The 23,082-nt window shown below is 66.2% G+C and carries 22 protein-coding genes; 11 read left to right on the forward strand and 11 right to left on the reverse strand.

Going from position 1 to position 23,082, the window contains the following annotated elements; genetic code table 11:
- Positions 1–45: 45 nt before the first annotated feature.
- From IEV83_RS03145 to IEV83_RS03155, 3 genes are all read right to left on the reverse strand, one after another.
- A complete protein-coding gene (locus IEV83_RS03145) occupies positions 46–1,371 on the reverse strand; it encodes an outer membrane protein assembly factor BamB family protein (protein ID WP_181761885.1) in 1,326 nt (441 codons plus the stop codon).
- Positions 1,368–2,045, reverse strand: coding sequence for a tetratricopeptide repeat protein (locus tag IEV83_RS03150; RefSeq protein ID WP_181761884.1), 678 nt, complete (start codon positions 2,043–2,045; stop codon positions 1,368–1,370). The genes IEV83_RS03145 and IEV83_RS03150 overlap by 4 nt, the downstream gene beginning before the upstream one ends.
- Positions 2,046–2,205: 160 nt before the next feature.
- Positions 2,206–2,781 (reverse strand): NnrU family protein, encoded by a 576-nt coding sequence (locus IEV83_RS03155; protein WP_181761883.1) that lies wholly within the window; start codon positions 2,779–2,781, stop codon positions 2,206–2,208.
- 248 nt (positions 2,782–3,029) lie between these two features.
- On the opposite strand from IEV83_RS03155, the gene IEV83_RS03160 reads away from it, so the two are divergent.
- Positions 3,030–3,296, forward strand: coding sequence for a PilZ domain-containing protein (locus IEV83_RS03160; RefSeq protein ID WP_181761882.1), 267 nt, complete (start codon positions 3,030–3,032; stop codon positions 3,294–3,296).
- Between the two features lie 27 nt (positions 3,297–3,323).
- Here the strand turns inward: IEV83_RS03160 and IEV83_RS03165 are convergent, their stop codons facing one another.
- From IEV83_RS03165 to IEV83_RS03200, 8 genes are all read right to left on the reverse strand, one after another.
- Positions 3,324–4,652 carry an aspartate aminotransferase family protein gene (locus IEV83_RS03165; RefSeq protein WP_181761881.1) on the reverse strand — a complete coding sequence of 443 codons (1,329 nt, stop codon included), beginning with the start codon at positions 4,650–4,652 and terminating at the stop codon, positions 3,324–3,326.
- Positions 4,653–4,664: 12 nt separating this feature from the next.
- On the reverse strand, positions 4,665–5,564 hold the full coding sequence (locus IEV83_RS03170; RefSeq protein WP_181761880.1) for a MurR/RpiR family transcriptional regulator: 900 nt from the start codon (positions 5,562–5,564) through the stop codon (positions 4,665–4,667).
- Positions 5,565–5,568: 4 nt separating this feature from the next.
- On the reverse strand, positions 5,569–6,873 hold the full coding sequence (locus tag IEV83_RS03175; protein ID WP_181761879.1) for a TRAP transporter large permease: 1,305 nt from the start codon (positions 6,871–6,873) through the stop codon (positions 5,569–5,571).
- On the reverse strand, positions 6,866–7,411 hold the full coding sequence (locus IEV83_RS03180; RefSeq protein WP_181761878.1) for a TRAP transporter small permease subunit: 546 nt from the start codon (positions 7,409–7,411) through the stop codon (positions 6,866–6,868). Before IEV83_RS03180 ends, IEV83_RS03175 begins: the two co-directional genes overlap by 8 nt.
- Positions 7,412–7,670: 259 nt before the next feature.
- Positions 7,671–8,786 (reverse strand): C4-dicarboxylate TRAP transporter substrate-binding protein, encoded by a 1,116-nt coding sequence (locus tag IEV83_RS03185; protein WP_181761877.1) that lies wholly within the window; start codon positions 8,784–8,786, stop codon positions 7,671–7,673.
- Complete coding sequence (locus IEV83_RS03190) at positions 8,783–10,270, reverse strand: M81 family metallopeptidase (RefSeq protein WP_181761876.1); 1,488 nt, start codon at positions 10,268–10,270, stop codon at positions 8,783–8,785. The genes IEV83_RS03185 and IEV83_RS03190 overlap by 4 nt, the downstream gene beginning before the upstream one ends.
- Before the next feature lie 276 nt (positions 10,271–10,546).
- Positions 10,547–11,926: an ATP-binding protein gene (locus IEV83_RS03195; RefSeq protein ID WP_181761875.1), complete on the reverse strand. Its 1,380-nt coding sequence runs from the start codon at positions 11,924–11,926 to the stop codon at positions 10,547–10,549.
- Positions 11,923–12,588, reverse strand: coding sequence for a response regulator (locus IEV83_RS03200; protein ID WP_181761874.1), 666 nt, complete (start codon positions 12,586–12,588; stop codon positions 11,923–11,925). The genes IEV83_RS03195 and IEV83_RS03200 overlap by 4 nt, the downstream gene beginning before the upstream one ends.
- A 172-nt stretch (positions 12,589–12,760) precedes the next feature.
- Between IEV83_RS03200 and dsbD the strand changes: the two genes are divergently transcribed.
- The 10 genes from dsbD (at position 12,761) to IEV83_RS03250 (ending at position 23,032) form a co-directional block, all read left to right on the forward strand.
- Positions 12,761–14,584 carry a protein-disulfide reductase DsbD gene (dsbD, locus tag IEV83_RS03205; protein ID WP_244628038.1) on the forward strand — a complete coding sequence of 608 codons (1,824 nt, stop codon included), beginning with the start codon at positions 12,761–12,763 and terminating at the stop codon, positions 14,582–14,584.
- Between the two features lies 1 nt (position 14,585).
- Positions 14,586–15,389: a TlpA disulfide reductase family protein gene (locus tag IEV83_RS03210; protein WP_181761872.1), complete on the forward strand. Its 804-nt coding sequence runs from the start codon at positions 14,586–14,588 to the stop codon at positions 15,387–15,389.
- A gap of 11 nt (positions 15,390–15,400) precedes the next feature.
- Positions 15,401–16,114, forward strand: a complete 714-nt coding sequence (locus IEV83_RS03215; protein WP_244628039.1) for a L,D-transpeptidase — start codon at positions 15,401–15,403, stop codon at positions 16,112–16,114.
- Positions 16,115–16,116: 2 nt separating this feature from the next.
- Complete coding sequence (locus IEV83_RS03220; protein WP_181761870.1) at positions 16,117–16,743, forward strand: DsbA family protein; 627 nt, start codon at positions 16,117–16,119, stop codon at positions 16,741–16,743.
- Positions 16,744–17,054: 311 nt separating this feature from the next.
- A complete protein-coding gene (locus IEV83_RS03225) occupies positions 17,055–18,275 on the forward strand; it encodes a GTP-binding protein (protein ID WP_181761869.1) in 1,221 nt (406 codons plus the stop codon).
- A gap of 222 nt (positions 18,276–18,497) precedes the next feature.
- The gene (locus IEV83_RS03230) at positions 18,498–19,397 is read left to right on the forward strand and encodes a branched-chain amino acid ABC transporter permease (protein WP_244628040.1); all 900 of its coding nucleotides are present in this window, start codon (positions 18,498–18,500) and stop codon (positions 19,395–19,397) included.
- 21 nt (positions 19,398–19,418) lie between these two features.
- Positions 19,419–20,300: a branched-chain amino acid ABC transporter permease gene (locus tag IEV83_RS03235; RefSeq protein WP_181761867.1), complete on the forward strand. Its 882-nt coding sequence runs from the start codon at positions 19,419–19,421 to the stop codon at positions 20,298–20,300.
- 4 nt (positions 20,301–20,304) lie between these two features.
- Positions 20,305–21,012, forward strand: a complete 708-nt coding sequence (locus IEV83_RS03240; protein ID WP_181761866.1) for an ABC transporter ATP-binding protein — start codon at positions 20,305–20,307, stop codon at positions 21,010–21,012.
- A 2-nt stretch (positions 21,013–21,014) separates the two neighbouring features.
- Positions 21,015–21,758 carry an ABC transporter ATP-binding protein gene (locus IEV83_RS03245; protein ID WP_181761865.1) on the forward strand — a complete coding sequence of 248 codons (744 nt, stop codon included), beginning with the start codon at positions 21,015–21,017 and terminating at the stop codon, positions 21,756–21,758.
- 44 nt (positions 21,759–21,802) lie between these two features.
- Entirely contained in the window at positions 21,803–23,032 is a 1,230-nt protein-coding gene (locus IEV83_RS03250) for an amino acid ABC transporter substrate-binding protein (protein WP_181761864.1), read from the forward strand.
- The last annotated feature ends 50 nt before the right edge of the window (positions 23,033–23,082 follow it).

Consider the following 23,082-nt stretch of genomic DNA (forward strand, 5'->3'; position numbering starts at 1 on the left):
CCGACAAGCGGCGCGGCGGGCGCGAGCAGGACGAACGGTCCTGGGTCAATTGAAGGCGACGACGTCGCCCTTGCTGGTGATCGTGATCATGCGCCCACCAGCGATGATCGGAGTGACGTAGATGTCCTCCGAGGTCGATGTGGTCGCCAGGATCCGGCCGGAGGTCGCGTCGACACGCACGAGGCGCCCGTCGCTCGATACCGCCACGAGAACCCCGTTGGCAAGCACCGGTCCGGCCCAGTTGATGCGCTTCTTCTTCTCAAGGCTCGGCAGCGCAGTCCGCCACAGCGGCTCGCCGCTCTTGCGGTCGATCGCCACCATCCGGTCCTCGATGTCGACCAGGAACACCGCTCCGCCAGAGACGACCGGCGTGTGTACCGAGCCGACATTCTGCTCCCACAGGCGCTCGCCGGTCCTCAGCTTCGATGCGACCAGCCGTCCGGACACGCCAGAGGCGTAGACCACCCCATCGGCGACCACCGGGCTGGCGGACACGTCGGAAAAGCCGGAAACGGCGCGGGTCCGGAAGGAGCGCGTTACGCCCTCGATCCACTTCGGCTCGCCACTCTTGATATCGACGGCCATCACCTCACCGGAGGTGAAGGGAACGATCACGAGACCGCCAGAGATCGCCGGATTGGCGAAGGCAAGCAGACCGCTGCTCTCGGCAATGCCGGAATAGGTCCAGCGCTCCGCGCCATCCTCCTGGGCGAGCGCATGCACTTCGCCGGTCTGGGTGACGGCGAACACCGTGCCATTGGCCGCGGCCGGGGCCTGACGCGCCGGAGCGCCGATGTCCTTGGTCCACAGCACCCGGCCCGAGCCGGCATCCAGCGCGGCGAGCTGGCCATAGCCGGTGGCGGCGAAGACCCGGCCGCCATCGACGACGACACCGCCGCCGGAGGCCACGTCATTCTCGCCTTCCGGACGCAGCGAGCGGCGCCAGGCGCGCCCGCCGTTGGTCGACAGGGCCACCACGTCGCCATTCTGGGCATAAACGAAGATCCGGCCGCCAGCAGCCACCGGGCGTGCGGCGATCCGCACGGCGCCGGAGAACAGGCCGCCGCCGCTGCCACCGATCGAGGCGCGCCAGGCGCGTCCGCCGGAAATGTTGGTGGCGACATTGCCCGGGTTGTTGGCGGCATTGCCGCCGCCATGGGTCCAGGACCCGGCCGAGGTTGCCTTGCCGACCCGCGCGGTCTTGCCGGTGGTCTCGGCGAGCGGATCCGCCCCTGCGAACAGCGCCTCGCGCTCGCCCGGCAGGATCTCGTCATCCTTGGAGAACGGGTTGAGATCGGAAACGGTCTCGCATCCCGCGAGCGCCAGCGCACCGCACAGCAGCGCGGCGCGGATCATGAAACCACGGGTCATTGCGATTCGGCCTTCTTGTCGGGGGTCCCTTCCGCCGCGTTCAGGAGATCGAGAACGGTACCGACGCGCGCCACCACATCGCTGGGGGCCTCCGCGCTCTCGGTGATTTCCTCGATCCGGCGGCGTGCCTCGGCGCTGTTGCCATTCTTCCAAGCGGCGAGTGCCAGCGCTTCGCCGGCCAGGAACCGCCAAGCGCTGTCCGGACCGGTGAGCGGCTCCAGACGATCCGCCGCGCCGGTGAAGTCGCCCAACTCCAGCGCCAGATAACCGGCCCGCAGCCGGGCCACGTTGCGCAGCAGCGCATCCTCGCCGGAGCTGGCGGCAAAGGCATCGAAGGCGGCCATGGCTTCGGCCTTGTCGCCGGCCTCGGCCTGAACGCCGGCGGCCCGCAGGGTCGCGAGGGCGGGATATCCGCCCTGGGCATCGGTCAGGCTGGCGAGCAGCTCCTGTGCCTCGGCCAGCTTGCCGTCCTCGGCCAGTTCGGAGGCCTTGATGAACACATCGCCCGATTTCTGCGCCTCGGTTTCGAGCCAGTACAGCCAGCCCCGATAGGCAGCCGTGCCGACGACCACGACAAGTGCGAGGGCGATCAACCAGGGCCCGAAGCGATCCCACAGGCGCTTGTAGCGCTCGTGCCTGATTTCCTCGTCGACCTCACGAAAAATGTCCGACATACGCAGCGATTTCCTGACGAAAAGAAGAGAAAGTGATGCGAGCGGCGCCCGCGCGGCGCCACCTTATCCATTTGCCATCCCACTGGCAAACGCCGTTCGCGCCCTCCTCGCGCCTCTTCATGGCGCAAGTGAGGCAAGGGCGCCCGCCAACCAGCGGTTATCAGACCACCGGCACGCCGATCAGCCACTCATGCAGCACGACGATGAAGGCGGCATAGAGGGCAAGACCGGCGAGAATGGCGATCGCATCACCGCTTTTCGATGGCACGGCAATCGCCGCCCCGCCAATGTCGCCGCGCCGCTTCAGGGAGATCCGGTCGACGATGCCCCAGACGAGAAACGCACCGAACAGCAGCACCGAGGCCTGGTCGCCATTGGCCAGCAGATGGGCCACGGCCCAGATCTTCACCGCCAGCACCATCGGATGCTTGACGCCGGCCTTGATCCGCCCGCCCGGCGCATAGGCCGCGACCAGCAGCACAAACACCGGCACCATCACCAGCATGGTCACATGCCGCAGCCACACGGGCGGGTCATAGAGCAGCGGAGAGCCGGCCATGCGCGCTTCGCCATAGCCATAGACGATCAGCGCGAATCCGGTCAGCGAGACCAGCGAAAACGCCGCCTTGTAGCCCATCTCACCCAGCTTGGTGCGCAAGCCGGCGCGCAAGGCCGGACGCATCGGCACGACATGCGCTGCGAAAAACAGGATCAGTCCTGAAATCAAGATGCTCATGTCCTTGGTCCATCCCTCTCAACCGGAAGAGCAATTGCTGGCTGTGGATTGCATGACGCAGCGTGCAGGGTCAAGCATGATGGCCCGCGCCCGGGCTTTCACGTCTACGCGTTTCCCACAGTCCACGGGTCCCTTGCGGCAGGTCGCCCGCCCGCTTATTCACAAGCAAGGTATTCCCCCGGCCGACCAGCGGCAGGGATTCTGTGCTATATACACGTTGACGTGGAACTTCGAGGTCGACACACGCCATGACCGGTCCGGAACGACGCAGCTCTCCCCGACATCGCACGCTCAAGAGCGGCAAGATCGTCATCAATGGCCAGAGTTCGGTCTTCGATTGCCGGGTTCGGAACCTGTCGGAGAACGGGGCTCTTCTGAAGCTTCCCTCAACGGTGTCGATCCCGGACCGGTTCGAGCTGCGCGTGGTAAATGACGACATTCGCGTCATCGCCGTGGTGCGCTGGCGCACGGGCACCGACCTCGGCGTCCAGTTCGAGGGTCCCGCCCCCGGTTAAGGGCGCGAGACCGAAGATCCGCAAGGGTCAGAGCGCGGCGATCGCGCGGTCGACCGCATCGCCGAGACGATCAACGATCTCCCCGACCATCTGCGCGTCGATGTTATAGGGCGGCGCCAGCAGGATGTGATCGCCGCAGGTGCCATCCACGGTTCCCGCTCCCGGATAGACCAGAAGACCCAGGTCCATCGCCTCGCGCTTGATCCGCGCGCCAATCCGCAGCGACGGGTCGAACGGGGTCTTGCCCGCCCGGTCTTCCACCAGTTCGATGGCCTGTAACAGGCCGCGCCCGCGAATATCGCCCACATGGGCATGATTGCCGAACCGGGCCCCGAGCCGCGCCGCAAGATCGGCGCCACGGGCGGTGACATTGTCCATCAACCGGTCGTCGCGGATCACCTTCTGCACCGCCAGCGCCGCCGCACAGGCCACCGGATGGGCCGAATAGGTGTGCCCGTGCACGAAGCTGCCGCTGCCCTTGGCGAAGGTCTCATGAATGGCGCTGGTGCACATCACCGCGGCCACCGGCTGAAAGCCGCCGCCCAGCCCCTTGGCCAGCGTCACGAGGTCCGGAGCAACGCCCTCTTCCTCGCAAGCGAGGAAGCGGCCGGTTCGACCGGCGCCACACATCACCTCATCGAGGATCAGCAGAACACCGTATTTGTCGCAGATTTCGCGGATGCGCCGGAAGTAGCCCGGCGCGGCCTCCACCGCCCCGGAGGTGGCCCCGACCACGGTTTCGGCCAGGAATGCCATCACCGTGTCCGGCCCGGCGGCGAGGATTTCCGCCTCCAGCAGATTGGCGGCACGCTGACCATACTCCTCGGGCGTTTCCTCCGCCTGCCGGTAGCGATAGTCGAAGCAGGGCTCGATCTTGCGCTGTTCCAGAAGCAGCGGCGCATAGGGCTTCTGCCGCCCTGGATTGCCGCCGAAGGACAGGGCACCAAGCGTGTTGCCGTGGTAGCTCTGGTGCCGGGAGATCAACACCCGGCGCTGCGGCTCGCCCCGTTCGACATGATACTGGCGGGCCATCTTCACGGCGGTCTCCACCGCCTCCGAGCCGCTGCACACGTAATAGACCTTCTCCAGCGGCAGCGGCGTCGCCGCGCACAGGTGCTCGGCCAGTTCCTCCGCCCCTTCCGTGGTAAAGAAGCTCGAATGGGCATAATCGAGGGTGGAAAGCTGGCGCTGGATCGCCTCCAGAACGCGCGGCTCGCCATGGCCCAGACAGGAGACGGCGGCCCCGCCGCAAGCGTCGATATAGCGGCGCCCCTCGGTGTCGATGATTTCGGCGCCCTGGCCCGAGGCGGCAACCGGCAAGCCGCCAAGTGCGGTGCGATGGAAAACGTAGCTCATGGCAGTTCTTCTTTATGACTTGCTGCGGCGCGAATGCTGATAGGATCCGGAGGCGTAAAGCTGCTCCTCGATCCGGTTGATACGATCCGTCGCCGTGTCGCGCAGTTCGGCGAGAATTGCTCCGGCCAGGCTCTCCACCAGCGCAACGGCGGAGACGATGGACGGGAAGAAGGACGGGCTTTCGGCGGAGTAGAGCAACACGGTCCGCGCCTGGGCCTGAAGCGGCGTGGCGCGGCTGTCACTAAGGCTGATCAGATCCGCGCCCGAACGCTGCACCGCCTCGGCAACCTGCGCGATCTCCCGCCCATAGGGCTGGAAGTTGATCGACAGCACCGCATCGCCCGGCTCCAGCATGGACAGATCGGCAACAAGGGACGAGCCTTCGCCGCCGAGCAGTTCCACATTCGGCCGCAGCATCTTGCACAGATAGGTGAAGGTCAGCCCCGGCCCCCGGCAGCTCATGAAGGCGGCCACATAGACCCGCTTGGCATGGGCCAGGGTGCGGGCCGCCTCGGTGAAGGCTTCCGGTGGATTGACCTGGGCGGCAAAGGCAAGGCTTGCCTCCTGCGCCCGGAAGGTCTCCGCCATCAGCCCGCCGGCCTTGTCGCTTTCCACCGCCGCCCGCGCCTTGTCCGCATAGCGCGCCGGAACGGTGCGCAGATGCTCGGTGTAAAGCGCGCGCATCTGCGACCAGTCGGCGAAGCCGAAGCTGCGGGCAAGCCGCACCAGCGTGGCCGGTGCGACGCCGGCCCGCGCCGCGATCTCGCGCATGGAGCTGATCACCACATCATCGGGATGATCGATCAGGTAGCGTGCCCCATCGGCCAGCCGGCGCGGCAGCGCGTCCATCTCCGCGATCATGCGCGCGGTCAGCGCATCGAGGGTCGTTGGTGTGGACGCCGGTTCGCTCATGGCCCTACCCCCGTATCAGTTCCGGCAGCCACAGCACCGTCGCCGGGAACGCGATCAGTATGGCGACCGTCACCACGTCGGCAAGCAGGAACCAGCCGACCCCGCGGAACACGTCGCTGGTGGATACCTTGCCGGACACCACGTTCTTGATGACGAACACGTTGAGCCCGACCGGCGGGGTGATCAGGCCGATCTCCAGATACTTGGTGATGATCACACCGGCGTAGATCAGGCTGATGCCCGCGTTGTCGAAGATCGGCAGCAGCACCGGCAGGGTCAGCAGCATGACCCCGATCGGATCGAGGAACATGCCGAGCAGCAGGTAGATCAGCGACACGGCCAGGATGATGGTCAGCGGCGACAGGTCATCGCCGATCAGGCCTTGCACGTAGTCGGGGAAACCGGCGAAGGCGAACAGCCGGGTCAGTAGCGCGGCGGCCACCGCGATCAGGAAGATCGCCGAGGTGGAGCGGATGGTCTCCAGCGCCGCCTGCACCAAGGCCTTCCAGCTCAGGGTCTTCTTGGCAAAGCCGATCAGGATCGACACCAGCGCGCCAATCGCCCCGGCCTCGGTGGCCGAGAACAGCCCGCCGAAGATGCCACCGAACACGGTGACGATCAGCAGGAACAGCGGCCAGGTCTGACCCAGCGAAACGAACCGCTCGCGCCAGTCGACGGCGGTCTCGCGCGGCGCCAGCGCCGGGTTGTACCGCACCCGCAACAGGATCATGGCGCTGTACATCACCGCCGTCAGCAGCCCCGGGATCACCGCGCCGATGAAGAGTTCGCTAACCGGCACCTCGGCGAAGACAGCGTAGAGCAGCAGGATGGTGCTCGGCGGGATCAGCGAACCCATGGTGCCGGCGGCGGCAATGGTGCCGACCGCCAGCTTGGGATCGTATCCCCGCTCCAGCATGGCCGGCACGGCGATCTTGCCCATCGCCGCGGCGCAGGCGACCGAAGATCCGGTGACCGAGGAAAACAGCGCCGCGCCGCCAACGGAGGAGATCGCCAGCCCACCCGGCAGAAAGGTCAGCCAGGCGCGCGCCACCCGGAACAGCCCGTCGGTCAGCCCGGCGGAGAAGCAGATGTAGCCCATGAACAGGAACATGGGGATGGCGCTGAGGCTCCAGTGGGCGGCGAAGGCATGCGGCACCGAGCGCAACACGCCCCAGGTCGCCCGCTCGCCCATCAGGATATAGATGCCGACGATGGCCACCAGGCCGAGGGCCGCGGCCACCGGCACGCGCAGGGCCAAAAGGACCAGCAGCGCACCGAGAGCCCAGTAAACGAGAGTGATGCTATCCAAGGTGCGACCCCTTCGAATCGAGCGTGTTCGGCAGATATCCGCCCCGGCCGGTCACCGCGACCCGCACCGCGCCAAGGGCGCGCACGAGGCACAGGAGGCCGGTCAGACATCCGGCAACGGGCAGGAAGAAGCGCGGCGGCCAGGTGATCACCGGGATCATGCCGACGATGAACTCGCCCTGACGGGCGGCCCGCATCGCCTGTTCGAACCCGGCATAGGCGATCAGCCAGAGAAAGAGGCCGAAGCACAACAGCGCGAAGGCATCGCAGGCCGCGCGCCAGCGCGGGTTGAGCCGCTGGTGCAGGATGTCGACGGCGATGTTCTCGTCGCGCCATTCCACATTGAGCAGCGGCAGGAAGATGAGAGCCGGCATCCACCACTCGGAGACGATCTCAAGGGTCGAGGGCATCGGCATGGACAACAGGAACCGTCCGGCGACGTCCAGACAGACTTCCACCATCATCAGCACCAGGCAGGCCACGGCCGCCCAGGCCAGCCAGCGGCCGAGCCGGCCAAGGAAATTATCGAGTGTTTGCATGGGGTCCCCAGCTTGACAGGGCAAGGCGGCGGCAGCGGCGACCGGTCCTCTTCAGACCGGCAAACGCCCCGCCGGATCGGCGGAAACCGGGGCCGGAGCGGAAGGGCGCCGCTCCGGCGGACAAGAAAGGTGGCGGCCCGGGCGCATCTCGCCCGGAGTCTCATTGACCGGATTCATCTTGCGAAGAACGCGCCGCAACCTCTTGTCATCATTGCAAATCCGCCCGGAAACCCGAAAGGCCGGATTTCCGGGGAGAGCCTTAGAGGCCGTAATCGGTCTCCGACAGCTTGTCGAAGATGTCCGCCTTCATGCGGGCAACCAGCTCCTCGCGCGAGGCGACCTCGGAGGTGATGCCCTGCCACTTGGCCAGAAGCTGGGTGTAGCTCTCGATCAGGCTCTTGGCGTCCTTCACCCCGTAGACGTTTTCGGCCTTTTCGATCACCGCCGAGATGTCCTGTCCGTTGAAGGCGGCGATCTCTTCTTCCAGCTTGGCGGGCTTTTCCACCAGCGTCACGCCGTGCTCTGGTGCCTCGGCCTTGGCGGCGGCGTTCTGCGTCAGGTAGGCCTCGGTGGTGGCGACGATTGCCAGCGCCATCTTGTCGAGCATCACCCGGCGGTTCTCCGGGGTGAGCTCGCCCCAAGCGTCCTTGTTGAACGACAGCAGCGGGCCGGAGTTGTAGACACCGAAGCTGCCGAGGGTGATCGAGTTGGCGACATCCCACAGCGAATGGGACTTCAGCGCGGCAGCGGGCTGCATGGCCACGTCGATCATGCCCTTGTCCAGCGCCTCGTACATTTCCGAGCTGGAGGTGTGCACCACGGTCGCGCCGCTTTCCGTGATCCAGCGATCCCAGGCACCGCCCGGCGAGCGGACCCGCTTGCCGGCGATGTCGGCCAGCGAGGTGATGTCGCCCTTGGAGATCAGCGCGTAAGGGGCGGTGGCATAGCTGCCGGTGTAAACGACATTCTGCGCCGAGAACTCGGTGATGCAGGGCTGGCAGTTGAGCAGGGTGAACTCGGTCACCGCCGCCGCCACGGCCAGGGAATTGCCGCTGAGCATGGCCAGCTCGGCCACGAGCTGGCTGGTCGGAAGCTGCGCCGGATTGTAGGTCAGCGCCAGCACCGACCCGTCGGCAACGCCGTCGCCAAGACCCGTGAGGGTTTCCTTGCCGCCGAGCAGCGCGCCACCGGAGACGAGCTTGAAGGACACCTCGCCCTTGGTCGCCTCTTCGACGGCGGGGAAGTAGGTCTCGTAACCGGCGAAAATCGTCGGATGCGACGGGGCGACCCAGGAGCTGATGGTCAGTTCCGTAGCCATTGCACCGGTCGTCAACGTGGCCAGCCCGGCAAGGGCGATGGGGAGCGTTTTTTTCATGATTCCCTCTGGTCTTCTTTCAGGGTGAGCCGATCCCGCGGAACGTGCCGGAACGGCAGTTGTGAGACGTCGGCCATAGCCGGACCGGGCGTCTCGCAATGGTGGATGTCATCGAACGCGTCGGCGAAGGCGGCCATGAAGTGGTTCTTCGCCTTGGCCAGCAGCAGCGGCACCTCGGCAAGGTCGATGCCATGCAGGTGGAAATAGCCATGATCGTTCGGCGACTGGCAGCCGGTGGTGACGATCACCCGCATCGGCCCGACCTCAAGCAGCGCCGTCGGACCGAGATTGACGGTCATGCCGCGTTCCATCGGCCCGACATTCCGGAATTGCCCGTCGGTCACCGCCCGCACCACCGCCTTGCACGGCACGGCTGCGCCGAAACGCTCATCGAGCCGCCCGCCGAGCGTCACGTCGAGCGCGGCGTCGGTGCCGGCCGCATGGGCCCGAACCACAAGATCAGGGTCGCAGAAGAAGGCGAACACCGTGCCCTCAGGCACCGCCCCGTCCAGCCCGGCGGCAAAAAGACCGGGCGTGTCGCCGATCCCGCCCGAGAGGGGATTGTCGGAAGGCTCCAGCAGCGCGATCCGCCGGCCATTTGCCCACGGGCGCCCGGCGATCAGCGCCCGCGCTGGCGGCAGGTCGGGCCGGAACGCCGCCTGCCGGGCCAGCATTTCCGCCGCCACCTGATCGGCAAGGCGCGCACCCGCCTCATCATCCTCGCAGGTGACCAGAACGCCGGCATTGGTCGCCGGCACATCCGCATAGCCGAAGCTGGCGAAAGGATAAGCGGCCAGCAGCGGCGCGCCCGGCTCTTCCTGTGAGGCCGCCCGGGCCAGATCCTCGATCTCCCGCATCGGGCCGGGAGAATCCGTGCGCATGTTGAAGCTCGGCAGCACCCGGTCGATGGTGCGCAGGAGAACGCGCGGGCGGCAGCCGGTCTCGATCATCCGCGCCAGCATCTCCAGCGCGCTTGCCGCTGCCTTGTCCATGTCCACATGCGGATAGGTCCGGTAGACGGTGGCGCCGTTCAGGCAGGCGACCAGCTCTTCGGAGATGCAGGCATGCATGTCGAAGGAAGCGACGATCGGCAGATCCGGGAACCGACGCCGCAGCGCCTGAAGCAAGGTCGCCTCCGGATCAAGGTCTTCGGTACCGATTGAGGCGCCATGCAGCGACAGGTAGAGCCCGTCGAGCCGATCAAACGCCGGTTCGCCGGCGATCTCGGCAACCACCCGGTCGAGCACCGCCTGCACCACCGGGCCGGCCGGCGCCGCCGAGGCGCAGCGAGAGAACACCAGCTCCACGTCGCCGCGCGCCTTCGCCCAGGCCAGTGCGCCGCCCGGCTCGGTCGCCGTGCCCTCGTAAAGGCCACGCGCCGCCTCGCCGCGCACCCACTCACGCGCCTCGAATTCAGCCAGATCCGTCGCTGAAACCGAAAAGGAATTGGCCTCGTGCCAGAGCCGCCCCACACCAATTCGCATATCCACCCCATGAAACATTCGTTTCGTTTTTTAAACGGTAGCTTATATGTTTTTTCTGTCAACCGGTCACATACGGGTTTTCCCGGGCAAGATCGGCATGGATCCGCACAGCAGAGGAAAGCCGCACCTGCGCTCACGCAGCGCTTCAGGAGGGGTTTTCCTGTTCAAAATGAATTGCTTGGAAAAAGTCTCTGAATCAAAACCTGCAACAGCTTTGCAGCGCGGACCTTCACAACCGCCCGCGCCTCAAGCTGTTTCGCGTCGCATCAGAGCACGTCAGCGCGCGGTGTCTTCGCCGCGATTCGCGAAGGTCAGGCTGGCGTCCAGCCCATGCGGCGTTCGGTTGACGAGCCGCAACGCCCCGCCCATGCGCTCCATCGCCAGCTCGACGATTGCCAGCCCAAGGCCGCTTCCCAGGGCGCTGCGATTGCTGCCGCGAAAGAACCGCTCGGTGGCAAGGGGCAGTTCCGCCTCGGCGATCCCCGGCCCGTCATCCCGCACATGAAGGGACACCCGGCCATCCGGGGCGCGCCGCAGCTCGCAGGAGGCTTCCCCGCCCGATGGCGCATGCAGCACGGCGTTTTCGACCAGATTGCGCAGGGCCAGTTCCAGGAAATGCGGCTCCATCGTCACGCGCAACGGCTCATCCGGCACGGTGACGGAGAGCGACACCTCACGGCTGCGCGCCAGCGGCTCCAGTGCACTGATTACGGACCGGACGACCGGCACCGGATCGGCCTCGACCAGCTTTGGCGCCGCATCATTGGCCTCCAGCGCGGCCAGGTCGAGAAGCTGCTTCACCAGCCGAGCGGTGCGGTCGACGCCGGAGGAAATCTGCCGCAGCGCATTGGCGTGCACCTGCCGGTCGTCGCTCGCCAGGGCGATCTGCGCCTGGGTCTTCAGCCCCGCCAGCGGCGTTTTCAGCTCATGCGCGGCAAAGGCGGTGAAGCTGCGCTCGCGCTCGCGGGCATCCTCCACCCGTTTGAACAGCCCGTTCAGCGCCCCGACCAGCGGCGCCACCTCGCGCGGCAATTTCCCGTCCGGCACCGGCCGCAGATCACGCGCCCGCCGGCTCGCCAGATGGGCCGCGACCGTGTTCAGAGGCGACAACCCCTGCCGCACACTCAGCCAGATCAGGCCGATCATCACCGGCAGCACCAGCACCGTCGGCAGCAGCATCCCCTTGATGACATCGCCGACGAGCCCATCGCGAATGCGCAGGTTGTCGCCGACCATCACCCGAACGCCGAGCTCCGGGTTCGCCACGGTGAAGACACGCCAGGTCTCGCCGTCGATGTCAGACAGGGAGAAGCCGGCCTCCGCCGTGCTGAGGCGCATCTGCGGCGCGCTTTCCGAGCGGCCGACCAGCGCCCCGTCCAGCGACCAGATCTGGCAGGAAAGCTGGCGCTCATAGGCCCGGGGTTGCCGCTCGAACTCACCGAACAGGGTGTCCGTGGGCGGCAGACCGCCGCCCGGCTCCTGCCGCCGTTCGCTGATCAAGGAATTGACCATGCGCGCCGCCTCCATCAGCCGCGCATCCAGCACCTCCTCCACCTCCGCCCGGGTGCTGAGGAAGATCCAGGCCATGGCGGACAGCCAGACGGCGGCGGTGCCGGTAATCAGGATGAGCAGCAGCCGGGCGCGCAGCGAGGTCATGCCCCCTCCTCCGCCAGCCGGTAGCCGACACCGCGCACGGTCTCGATCACGCCGGGGCCGAGCTTGGCGCGCAGGTGGTGGATATGCACCTCCACCGCGTTGCTCTCCACCTCTTCCTGCCAGCCGTAGAGCGCCTCTTCCAGCATCGCCCGGGTGACGATCACCCCCGGCCGTTCCATCAGCAGGCTGAGGATGGAAAACTCGCGCCGGGTGAGTTTCAGCGGCGCACCGTCCTTCGTCGCCGACAGGCTGCCCGGCTCCAGTGACAGGCTACGCCACTCCAGCCGCGCCGAGGCCCGCCCCTTGCCGCGCCGGGCAATCGCCCGCACCCGGGCGGCCAGTTCATCGAGATCGAACGGCTTGCCGACATAGTCATCCGCGCCGGCATCGAGCCCGCGAATCCGGTCCGGGATCTGATCGCGCGCGGTCAGGAGCAGCACCGGCGTGTCCGATTTGCGCGCCCTGAGCTCCGCCAGCACATCGAGGCCGGAGCCGTCCGGCAGCATCAGATCGAGCACCACCGCATCATAGCCCTGCGCCCGCAGGGCGCTGCCTGCATCGGCGCAGCTCGACACCGCATCGCAGGTAAAACCGGCAAGCCCGAGCCCGACCGTGAGACCGTCGAGCATCATCGGGTCGTCCTCGACAATCAGTATCCGCATTTTCGCTTCATTCCTTGGCTCTACCGGCCTTCGGCCACACCGGCTCCGGTCTACCGGACCGCCTGTCACGTCAATCGCACAAGTCCAGCTTAAGGCTGCCTTAAGACTGGCTGGCGATCAGGCGGACATGATCCGCGATTCACACACTGAAAACACCGCCTTGAGGACCATCGTGAGACGTCTGGCATCGCTTTTACTCTGTCTTTTCGTCTGGACCCTGCCGGCCGGCGCCGCGCCGCTGCCCGTGGACGAAGCCTTCGCGCTGCATGTCAGTGAGGCCCCGGACGGCGGCCTTGCCTTCCAGTGGAAGATCGCGCCGGGCTATTATCTCTACCGGGAGCATATCGAGGCGAAAACCGCCGATGGCGGCGCGCCGCTGCCCCTTGAGACCGGTGCCGGCATTGCCAAGGACGACCCCAATTTCGGCACAACCGAGATCTACTATGCCAGCGCCGAGGCCACCCTGGCCGCGCCCGGCGATGCGCCCATCGCCCTCACCTATCAGGGCTGTCAGGAAGACGGCATCTGCTACCGGCCGGAAACGCGCGTCATCGATCCGCTGACCCTTGCCGTCACCGCGCAAGGCGGCCTTGTCGCGCCGAAGCTTTCGCTCTGGACGCCGTCGCCGACGGCCACGACCGCCGACCCAGCGACCGACCGCGCCCCGGAGAGCACCGCGGCCGCCCCCGCCTTCGAGCTTGCCGAGGACCCGGGGCTGATCCCCTCGCTGATGGCGCGCGGCGGGGTGATACTCGTTCTCGCCGCCTTCCCGCTGTTCGGCCTGCTGCTGGCCTTCACCCCTTGCGTCTTTCCCATGTATCCGATCATGGCCGGCGCCCTTGCCCGTGAAGGCGAACGGCTGACGCCCCGGCGCGGCTTCGTCTTGTCGAGCCTTTACGTGCTCGGCCTTGCCAGCGCCTTCGCCCTCTTGGGCGCCGCCGCCGGCTGGTCGGGCCAGAACCTGCAGATGGTGCTGCAATCGCCATGGATGGCCGGGGTGCTCGCGCTGCTGTTCGCGGTGCTGGCCCTGTCGATGTTCGGGCTTTACGAACTCCAGCTTCCGGCACGCTGGACCAATGCGCTCTCCCGTGGCACGGGCCAGGGTTCGGGTTCCAAGCGCGCCGCCGTGGTCCTGGGCTTTTCCTCCGCGCTGATTGTCGGCCCCTGCGTCACCGCCCCGCTCGCCGGCGCACTGCTCTACATCGCCCAGACCGCCGATGTCACCCTTGGCGCCGCCGCCCTTTTCGGCCTCGGCATCGGCAAGGGCATTCCGCTCATTGTCTTCAGCACCCTCGGCGGCGGCGTTCTGCCCCGGGCCGGCGCCTGGATGGACACGGTCAAGCAGGTGTTCGGCTTCGGCTTCCTCGCCACGGCGATCTGGATGGCCGCGCCGCTCCTGCCGGCAGGGCTCGAGCTCTTCTTATGGGCCGCGCTGCTGATCGGCTTCGGCACCTATGCCTTCGTGCACTGGCCGGCGGAGCGCCCGGGCGTTGTGCTCGCGCGCACCGCAAGCCTGCTTGCCCTCCTTTATGGCGCGGTGCTGACCGTCGGTGCGGCCGCCGGCTCCAACGATCCGCTGAAGCCGCTCGCCGTCTTCGCCGGCGGGGGGGCGGCCGGCACCTCGGCCCCGCCGCTGGTCTTCGCCCCGACCGGTTCGACCGAAACGTTCAAGGCACAGCTTGCCGGGGCACGCGGCGACCGGCCGACGATGATCTACTTCACCGCCGACTGGTGCGTGACCTGCTACACCATCGAGCGCTCGGTGCTGCCCGCGCCCGACGTCAAGCAGGCGCTTGGCGGGTTCCAGCTCGTCAAGGCGGATGTCTCCGATGTCGACCCGGCCAACACCGAGCTGATGGCCCGGCTGAAGGTCGCTGGACCGCCGACCATGATCTTCTTCGACAAGGACGGCAAGGAAACCGCTGGCGCGCGGCTCGTCGGCGACATAAACCGGCAGACCCTTACCGCCTCCGCCGGCCTGGCGATGGAGCGCTGACATGGGTGCCGTTTCTCTCGGACCGCTGGTGTTCTCCGCCGACCGTTTCGCGGCGATCCTCGGCCTTGCCGTGTTCTTCATCGCCGCCTCGATCCTCGCCCGCAAGGTCGATCCGCGCTTCAACACCTGGTCCTGGCGCACGTTTGTCGCCGCGCTCATTGCCGGGCGCCTCGGCCATGTGGCGCTCTACTGGCAGAACTTCTCCGCCGAGCCCTTAAGGGTGTTCGCCCTGTGGGAAGGCGGGTTCTTCTGGCCGCCGGCGGCGGCCGCGGTCATCCTGATGATGCTGTTCGGCCTCAAGACCACGCCCTTGCGCCTGTGGGCCACCGCCCCGCTCGCCGCAGCGCTGATGACGGCGAACATCGCCTGGCAACTGACCGGCGCAACGCCCGCAACTCCATTGCCGGAGGGCGCCTTCAAGACCCTCGCCGGTCCCGTTCACGACTTTGCCCAGCCCACCGGCCGGCCGATGGTCATCAATCTGTGGGCAAGCTGGTGCCCGCCCTGCCGGCGCGAAATGCCGATGATGGCCGAGGTCGCCGGAGAGGTGGAGGGCGTCGATTTCATCTTCGCCAACCAGGGCGAGGATGGCGGCACGGTCAACGCCTATCTCGCCGGCGAGGGCCTCACCTTGCGCACCGTTCTGATCGACGGGTTCTCCGACCTGTCGCGCCACTACGGCGCCCCCGGGCTGCCGGCCACTTTGTTCATCGGCGCCGATGGCAAGGTTCGCGACACCCATCTCGGCGAAATCTCGCGCGAGATCTTTCAATCCAACATCCAGCGGCTGACCGCAGCCCAATGAGGAGAGTTTCCTTGACCCAGGTTTCCAGCCACCGGACCCGTGCGCCGTATCGCGCCTTCCGGCTGCTGCTTGCGCTCTGCGCCCCCCTCGCTCTGGCCGCCTGCCAGACGACCGGCCAGGATCCGCAAACCTCAAGCCTTTCGTCCTATGCGCAGATGTATGGCGAGGTCGACGACAATGGCACGGTCATCAAGGCCATTGATGTCCGCAAGGTCGACAAGCGCAACCTGCGCCAGATCGTCGACTACAAGACCAATGAGCGGGTCGGCACCATCGTCGTCGATCCCCATGCGCGGTTTCTCTATCTGGTGATGGAGAACGGCAAGGCCATGCGCTATGGCGTCGGCGTGGCGAAATCCGGCCTGGAGTATCAGGGCGATGCGGATATCGCCCGCAAGGCCTCCTGGCCGGGCTGGACCCCGACGCCGAACATGATCAAGCGCGAGCCGGAGCGCTACAAGAAATGGGCCGGCGGCATGAAGGGCGGCATCGACAACCCGCTCGGCGCCCGCGCCCTCTATCTCTACAAGAACGGCCGCGACACGCTCTACCGCATCCACGGCACCAACAACCCGTGGTCGATCGGTAAGTCCGTGTCCTCCGGCTGCATCCGCCTGTTCAACCAGGACATCATTGACCTGCACAAACGTGTTCCCAAGGGCGCGCGCGTGGTCGTGCTCGACAAGCCGGACGAGGTCAACACGCCGAAGGAAGAGGAAATCTGACCATGATCACCAGACGCAACCTGCTCGCCGGCTCGGCCGCCGGCATCGCCGCCAGTGCCGCCGGCTTCACCCTGCTGCCGGCTGCGCTGCAGGCGCAAGGCATGCCCACGGTCAAGGAAGTGCTGTTCGATCCGGAAATTCCGGTGCTCGGCAACCCGAAGGGCGATGTCACCATCGCCGAGTTCTTCGACTACCAGTGCCCCTATTGCAAGAAGGCCCATCCCGACCTGATGGAGGTGGTGAAGGCCGATGGCAACATTCGCCTGGTCATGAAGGACTGGCCGATCTTCGGCGCCCCCTCGTTCCACGCCGCGACCATGGCGCTGGCCGCGCAGAAGAGCGGCGCCTATCCGGCCGCCGTCGCCGCGCTGATGGCCACCGACGGGCGGCTCAGCCTGGAGGAAATCAACACGGCGCTGCGCGGCGCCGGCCTCGACCCCGCCGCCCTGCAGGCCGCGCATGACAAGAAGCCGGACTGGATCAACGGCATTCTGCGGCGCAACGATGCCCAGGCCGAAGCCTTCCGCTTCGGCGGCACGCCGTCCTATATCGTCGGCACCCGGATCTACAATGGGGTGATGGACAAGAAGGCGCTGCTTTCCGCCATCGCCGACGCGCGCAAGGGCTGACCCCGCCCCTTTGCACAGACCTCACTGCGTGGCCGCCGCCAAGCTCCTCCGGGGCACCCCGCGCGGCGGCCACACGGCGGGCACCGCGCATCACCGCGCGGAAAAGCCCGTCGTCTCTCGGACGGCATCCGCGCGTCCCTGCCCCCGCCAACCGTTGGCGTCCGCGCCCTTTCCGCCGTCGCCACCGCCGCCCCGAACGCCACCACCACAAACGCCGCCACCGGTGTTTCCCCGCGACAAAGGTGCTTGCCATCCCTCTCCTCGCTTCGTAATGTTATTTTATAACGTATCCGTTTCAGCGAAAGGGACCCATGTCTTCCTCCTTCAGTCGCCTGCCCGTGACCGTCCTCTCCGGCTTCCTCGGTGCTGGCAAGACCACCCTCCTCAATGAGATCCTCGGCAACCGTCAGGGCCGCAAGGTCGCGGTGATCGTCAACGACATGTCCGAGGTGAACATCGACGCCGACCTCATTCGCCATGGCGCCGCCGATCTCAGCCAGACCGACGAAAAGCTGGTGGAGATGACCAACGGCTGCATCTGCTGCACCCTGCGCGACGATCTTCTGAAGGAAGTGGCCCGCCTCGCCGCCGATGGGCGTTTCGACTACCTCTTGATCGAATCGACCGGCGTCTCCGAGCCCCTGCCCATCGCCACCACCTTCGAGTTCCGCGACGAAGACGGCGTGAGCCTCGCCGATGTAGCCCGGCTCGACACGATGGTGACGGTGGTCGACGCGGTCAATCTGCTCCAGGACTACGCCAGCCGCGACTTCCTGCGCGATCGCGGGGAGACCGCCGGCGAGGGCGATGACCGCAACCTCGTCGATCTGCTGGTCGATCAGATCGAATTCGCCGATGTGGTGGTGCTGAACAAGGTCAGCGATGCCAGCCCCGACCGGCTGGATGCCGCCCGCAAGATCATCCGCAGCCTCAATCCGGACGCCCGGCTGATCGAGACCGACTTCGGCCGGGTGCCGGTGGACAGCATCTTCGACACCGGCCTGTTCGACTTCGAGACCGCGCACCAGCATCCGCTCTGGGCCAAGGAGCTTTACGGCTTCGCCGATCATGTGCCCGAGACCGAGGAATACGGCGTCTCCTCCTTCGTCTACCGCGCCCGTCGCCCCTTCGATCCGGCGCGGCTTCACGCAGTGCTCGGCGGCGCACTGCCGGGGGTGATCCGTGCCAAGGGGCACTTCTGGCTCGCCACCCGCCCCGACTGGGTCGCCGAATACTCCCTCGCCGGCGCCCTGTCCTCGGTTCAGCCGCTGGGCCGCTGGTGGGCCTCCGTCCCGCGCGAGCGCTGGCCCGGCGGCCCGGAGGCCCGGGACCACCTGAAGCGCGTGTGGCATCCGGTGTTCGGCGACCGGCGGCAGGAACTGGTGTTCATCGGCGCGGGCATGGACAAGGCGGCCATCACCGCCGCGCTCGACGGCGCGCTGGCCGGCGAGGACACCCGCTTCGATCCGGCGGAATTCCGCGATCTTTCGGATCCATTCCCGCTCTGGCGCCGCAGCGAAGAGGCCGCCTGACCGCCATGTGACGAATTTATGTCATTTGGTTATAAGTACATCTGCTATTGCGATAGGACATCATCGGGACGCCGGGATACGCTGAGGCGAAATGTTCCCGATTGAGGTCTCACAGTGTCAGATGAAACACGAGAGACGCGGATAGAGGCGCAGAATCCTCTTTCCGCTTCTCAGAAGAATCCAGAGAAAACGAGCCATATCAAAAGCTTGATTTGGGGAGGAGTGGTCACACTGATCATTCTCGCCTTCCTGCCGGTTCCCCTGTTCACCACAAACCTGTCCTTCATGTTCTACATGATGTTGTGGCTGACCATGGCGACGTCGTTCAACTTCGTCGCCGGCATGGCCGGGTATATGCCTTTTGGTTATGTGGCATTTTACGGCATCGGCGCCTATGCCACCGGCGTTCTTTACAAGACCTTCGGTCTGCCAATCCCCATCGCCCTCGCCGGCGCCGCCGCCGCCGGCGTCGCCATCGGCCTGCTGCTGGCCCCGACCCTGCGCCTCAAGGGCGTTTACTTCGGCATCGTCAGCCTCGCGCTGGCCATGGCCATGAAGCTGATCATCTCCCTGATGCCTGCCAAGATCACCGGCGGCAGCCTCGGCCTGATCCTGTCCGGCGCCAACGATCCGACCATGGCCTACTATGCCATGTTCATCGTCCTGCTCGGCGCGCTCGCCGCCGGCACCTGGCTTTCCATGTCGCGGCTCGGCATCGCCCTCAGGGCCATCCGTGACGATCGGGAAGCGGCGGAAGTGGTCGGCGTCAACGTGGTCCGCACCCGCCTCAAGGCCTGGGTGATGGCAACCATGTTCCCCTCGCTCGTCGGCGGCGTCGAGGCCTGGTACACCAACGCCATCGACCTGGAATCCTCGTTCAACCTGCTGGTGACCGCCAAGAGCATCGTCTACGCGATGGCCGGCGGGCTCGGCTTCCTGGTCGGCCCGATCGTCGGTGCCTCCGCGCTCTATGGCATCGACCAGTTGATCTGGCGGCATTTCCCGACCCTGAACCTGCTGATCCTCGGCGTGGTCATCATCGCGCTGATGCTGCTGCTGCCGCGCGGCATCGTCGGGGCCTTCGCGCAGCGTTTCTCGCGCTTCCGCCGCTTCATTCCGTAGTCGCACAGGGTTGAAACAAAGATGAACGAACTTCTGCTTCAAGGCCTGGTCAACGGCATCGTCGTCGGTCTGATCTACGCGCTGATCGGCGTCAGCCTGAATGTGATCTTCGGCGTGCTCCGGGTCGTCAACTTCGCCCATGGCGAATTCATCGTGCTCGGTGCCTATGGCGCCTATTTCGCCCAGCAGCTTCTCGGCCTGTCGCCGCTCTTGGCCATGCCGCTGGTCTTTCTCGTGTTCGGCCTGATCGGCTACGGGCTCTACTTCCTGCTGGTGCAGCGGCTCAGCCGCTCCAACGATCCCGAACACGCCTCGCTCCTGGTCATGTTCGGCCTGTCGCTGGTGCTCGGCGCGTTGATGCTGCTGGCGTTCGAAGCCGACAGCCGCTCGCTGAACTTCTCGCTGGAGCCGCCGTTCCTGATGTTCGGCAACGTCATCCTGCCGACCACCAAGCTGCTCGGTCTCGGCGTCAGCGTCGTCATCACCGGCTGCCTTGCCTACTTCCTCTACCGGACCATGCCGGGCAAGGCGCTGCGGGCGATCATCATGAACCGCGATGCCATCCAGATCGTTGGCGTCGACCTCAACCACCTGTCGGCGCTGACCTTCGGCCTCGGCCTCGGGCTGGCGGGCATCACCGGCATCATCGTGTCGATGATCTTCCCCTCCTTCTCGCCCTTCATCGGCCAGGATTACACGCTGATCGGCTTCATCGTCATCGTCCTGGGCGGCCTCGGCCATCCCATCGGCGCGGTCGCCGGCGGCATCCTGTTCGGTCTCGCCGAACAGACCGCCATGGTGTTCTTCAGCGGAACCGTGGCGATGCTGCTGGGCTTCGTCCTGCTGATCGCCGTCATTCTCATCCGTCCTGCCGGCCTGTTCGGCGTCCAGAACCTTCGGTGACGCCATGTTGAAAGTCGATCAACTCGTAAAAACCTTCGGTGGCATGACGGCGCTTGCCGGCATCAGCCTCACCGTCCCGGACCGCTCGATCCTCGGCGTTCTCGGCATGAACGGCTCCGGCAAGACCACGATGCTGAACTGCATCAACGGCATCTACGAAGCCACCGCCGGGGAAATCAGCCTCGATGGCGTCAGCCTCATCGGCAAGGCCCCGCATGCGGTGTTCTCCGAGGGCGTCGGCCGCACCTTCCAGGTGCCGCGGATCTTCCCCCAGATGTCTCTTCTGGAAAACCTTGCCGTCGCGCTGCTCAACAAGGGGCTGAGCAACGCGCAAGTGGCGGAGATCAGCGCCCACTGGCTCAACAAGGTGGAGCTCTACCGGCTGCGCCACAACTACGCGGAGGAGCTGTCCGGCGGACAGCAGAAGCTCCTGGAGCTGGCCCGCATCATGGTCGCCAATCCCAAGCTGGTGCTGCTCGACGAGCCCTTTGCCGGCGTCAACCCAAGCCTTGCCCTGCTCCTGATCGGCATCATCCGCGAGATGCCGCAAGAGGTCGGCTGCTCGGTCATGCTGGTGAGCCACGACCTGACCTCCGTCTACGAGCTGTCTGACAACATTCTGGTCATGCATGAAGGTCATGTGCTTGCCGAAGGCAACGCCGAGGCCATCCAGAAGAACCCCGACGTCATCGAAGCTTACCTGGGAGCCTGATCATGGATGGCGTTGAACTCAGCATGGAAAACATCAGTGTCGCCTACAACGGGGACATCACGGTGTTGCAGGGCGTGGCACTGCGCGCCCAGCCGGGCGAGGTGACCGGCATCATCGGCCCGAACGGAGCCGGCAAATCGACGGTGCTGAAGACCATCTTCGGCCTGCTGACCACCCGCACCGGCGCGATCCACATGGGCGGGCGCGACATCACCGGCCTGAAGGCGTTTCAGCGGGCGCTGGAAGGCATCGCCTTCGTGCCGCAGAACCGCAGCGTGTTTCCGGGCCTTTCGGTCTACGACAACCTGCTGCTCGGTTGCTGGCCGTTCCGCAAGGACAAGGCCCGGATCACCCGCGCCATCGCCGCGACCTTCGACAAGTTCCCGGTGCTCAAGGAACGTTCCGCCAGCCCGGCCAGCGCGCTCAGCGGTGGCCAGCAGCGGTTCCTCGAGATCGCCCGGGCGCTGGTCACCGACCCGAAGGTCATTCTGCTCGACGAGCCGACGGCAATGATCGCGCCGAAGATTTCCAAGGACATCTACGCCCTGACCCGTTCGCTGGCGGACCAGGGGGCGACCATCATCCTGGTCGACCAGAACGTGCGCCAATGCGCCGCCATTTCCGACCGGCTCCACATCCTGGAGCTGGGCCGGAACAAGGCGGAGGGCACCAAGGAGGATTTCGCCACCGACGGCCAGCTCAAGGAGATGGTCGCCGAATGGATGAACTACAGGATCGACGTCTGACGGCGTCGGGACGCAACCAACCGGACCCAAGAGGGAGGATACCTATGTGGACCATTACCAAGCGTAGTTTTCTGGCCGGCACGCTGCTGGCGTGCATGAGCCTGCCGCTGACCGTGGCAGAGGCGGCGGAGAAGATCCGCATCGGCATGACCGTGTCGTCATCGGGCAACTTCGCCCTCGCCTCCCAGTCGGGCGTGCGCGGCGTGGAGATCTGGGTCGACGAGATCAACAAGCAGGGCGGCCTTGAGTTCGGCGGCGAGAAGCGCCTCGTCGAACTGGTCAAGCGTGATGACCGCAGCGACAAGCAGATGGTCGCCCGGGTGTACGAAGACCTCATCGTCAACGAAGACGTGGACATTCTGCTCGCCCCCTTCGGCTCGACCCTGACGGCGGCGGCGGCCACGGTGACCGAGCGGCTCGGCAAGTTCATGGTGATCTGGTCGGCGGCCTCCGATGCCCTTTACGACCAGGGCTTCAAGAACATCGTCTCCGCCACCCAGATGCCGGTCTCGCGCATGCCCTCCGCCGGCCTTGAGGCAGCCCATGCCCTCGGCGGCAAGAAGGTCGCCATCGTCAATGTCGACGAGCCCTTCCCCGCCGGCCTTGCCGACGGTGCCGAGGCCATTGCCGAGAAGCTCGGCATGGAAGTGGTTCTGAAGGAAGACTACCCGAAGGGCACCAAGGACTTCAGCCTGTTGCTGCAGAAGGCGCGGGCCGCCGGCGCGGACGTGTTCTTTCCCACCAGCTACGAGGGCGACCTCATCTCCATGGTGCGGCAGATGCGCCAGATGAACGTCAACTTCCCGTTCTCGTTCATGGTCTACGCCTCGACGCCTCAGTTCATCGAGATCGGCGACGATGCCCAGTACATCTACAGCCACACCAACTTCCATCCCACCATCAACTGGGAAGTGAACGCCGGCCTCGACCGCGCGGGCTTCATCAGCGCCTACGAGACGATGTTCCCGAACGTCTCCTATGAGCCGGACTTCCAGACGGTGCTCGCCTATGGCGCCGCCGTCATCGCCGGCGAGATCATCGAGAAGGCCGACAGCTTCGAAGCCGACAAGCTGAAGCAGGCCGCCCTCGACCTCAGCGACAACCTCACGGTTCTGGCCGGCCCCTATGCGGTCGACGAGACCGGCAAGCAGCTGAAGATGCCGTTCCCGGTCGTCCAGCTTCAGCCGGAAAAGGGCCTGGTCACCGTCTGGCCGGAAGAGGTCGCCGTCGCCAAGCCGGTGTACCCGATCCCCGCCTGGGACCAGCGGAACTGATCAATCGCGCTCGGCCCGGGGGCGCACCCCGGGCCGGACGTATCTCCTGT

This window comes from Stappia taiwanensis (genome assembly GCF_014635285.1).
Lineage (GTDB): Bacteria > Pseudomonadota > Alphaproteobacteria > Rhizobiales > Stappiaceae > Stappia > Stappia taiwanensis.

Excerpts from the sequence above, each read along its gene's own strand:
- IEV83_RS03145 (WP_181761885.1), bottom strand. The coding sequence starts at position 1,371 with ATGACCCGTGGTTTCATGATCCGCGCCGCGCTGCTGTGCGGTGCGCTG.
- IEV83_RS03150 (WP_181761884.1), bottom strand. The coding sequence starts at position 2,045 with ATGTCGGACATTTTTCGTGAGGTCGACGAGGAAATCAGGCACGAGCGC.
- IEV83_RS03155 (WP_181761883.1), bottom strand. The coding sequence starts at position 2,781 with ATGAGCATCTTGATTTCAGGACTGATCCTGTTTTTCGCAGCGCATGTC.
- IEV83_RS03160 (WP_181761882.1), top strand. The coding sequence starts at position 3,030 with ATGACCGGTCCGGAACGACGCAGCTCTCCCCGACATCGCACGCTCAAG.
- IEV83_RS03165 (WP_181761881.1), bottom strand. The coding sequence starts at position 4,652 with ATGAGCTACGTTTTCCATCGCACCGCACTTGGCGGCTTGCCGGTTGCC.
- IEV83_RS03170 (WP_181761880.1), bottom strand. The coding sequence starts at position 5,564 with ATGAGCGAACCGGCGTCCACACCAACGACCCTCGATGCGCTGACCGCG.
- IEV83_RS03180 (WP_181761878.1), bottom strand. The coding sequence starts at position 7,411 with ATGCAAACACTCGATAATTTCCTTGGCCGGCTCGGCCGCTGGCTGGCC.
- IEV83_RS03185 (WP_181761877.1), bottom strand. The coding sequence starts at position 8,786 with ATGAAAAAAACGCTCCCCATCGCCCTTGCCGGGCTGGCCACGTTGACG.
- IEV83_RS03190 (WP_181761876.1), bottom strand. The coding sequence starts at position 10,270 with ATGCGAATTGGTGTGGGGCGGCTCTGGCACGAGGCCAATTCCTTTTCG.
- IEV83_RS03195 (WP_181761875.1), bottom strand. The coding sequence starts at position 11,926 with ATGACCTCGCTGCGCGCCCGGCTGCTGCTCATCCTGATTACCGGCACC.
- IEV83_RS03200 (WP_181761874.1), bottom strand. The coding sequence starts at position 12,588 with ATGCGGATACTGATTGTCGAGGACGACCCGATGATGCTCGACGGTCTC.
- IEV83_RS03210 (WP_181761872.1), top strand. The coding sequence starts at position 14,586 with ATGGGTGCCGTTTCTCTCGGACCGCTGGTGTTCTCCGCCGACCGTTTC.
- IEV83_RS03220 (WP_181761870.1), top strand. The coding sequence starts at position 16,117 with ATGATCACCAGACGCAACCTGCTCGCCGGCTCGGCCGCCGGCATCGCC.
- IEV83_RS03225 (WP_181761869.1), top strand. The coding sequence starts at position 17,055 with ATGTCTTCCTCCTTCAGTCGCCTGCCCGTGACCGTCCTCTCCGGCTTC.
- IEV83_RS03235 (WP_181761867.1), top strand. The coding sequence starts at position 19,419 with ATGAACGAACTTCTGCTTCAAGGCCTGGTCAACGGCATCGTCGTCGGT.
- IEV83_RS03240 (WP_181761866.1), top strand. The coding sequence starts at position 20,305 with ATGTTGAAAGTCGATCAACTCGTAAAAACCTTCGGTGGCATGACGGCG.
- IEV83_RS03245 (WP_181761865.1), top strand. The coding sequence starts at position 21,015 with ATGGATGGCGTTGAACTCAGCATGGAAAACATCAGTGTCGCCTACAAC.
- IEV83_RS03250 (WP_181761864.1), top strand. The coding sequence starts at position 21,803 with ATGTGGACCATTACCAAGCGTAGTTTTCTGGCCGGCACGCTGCTGGCG.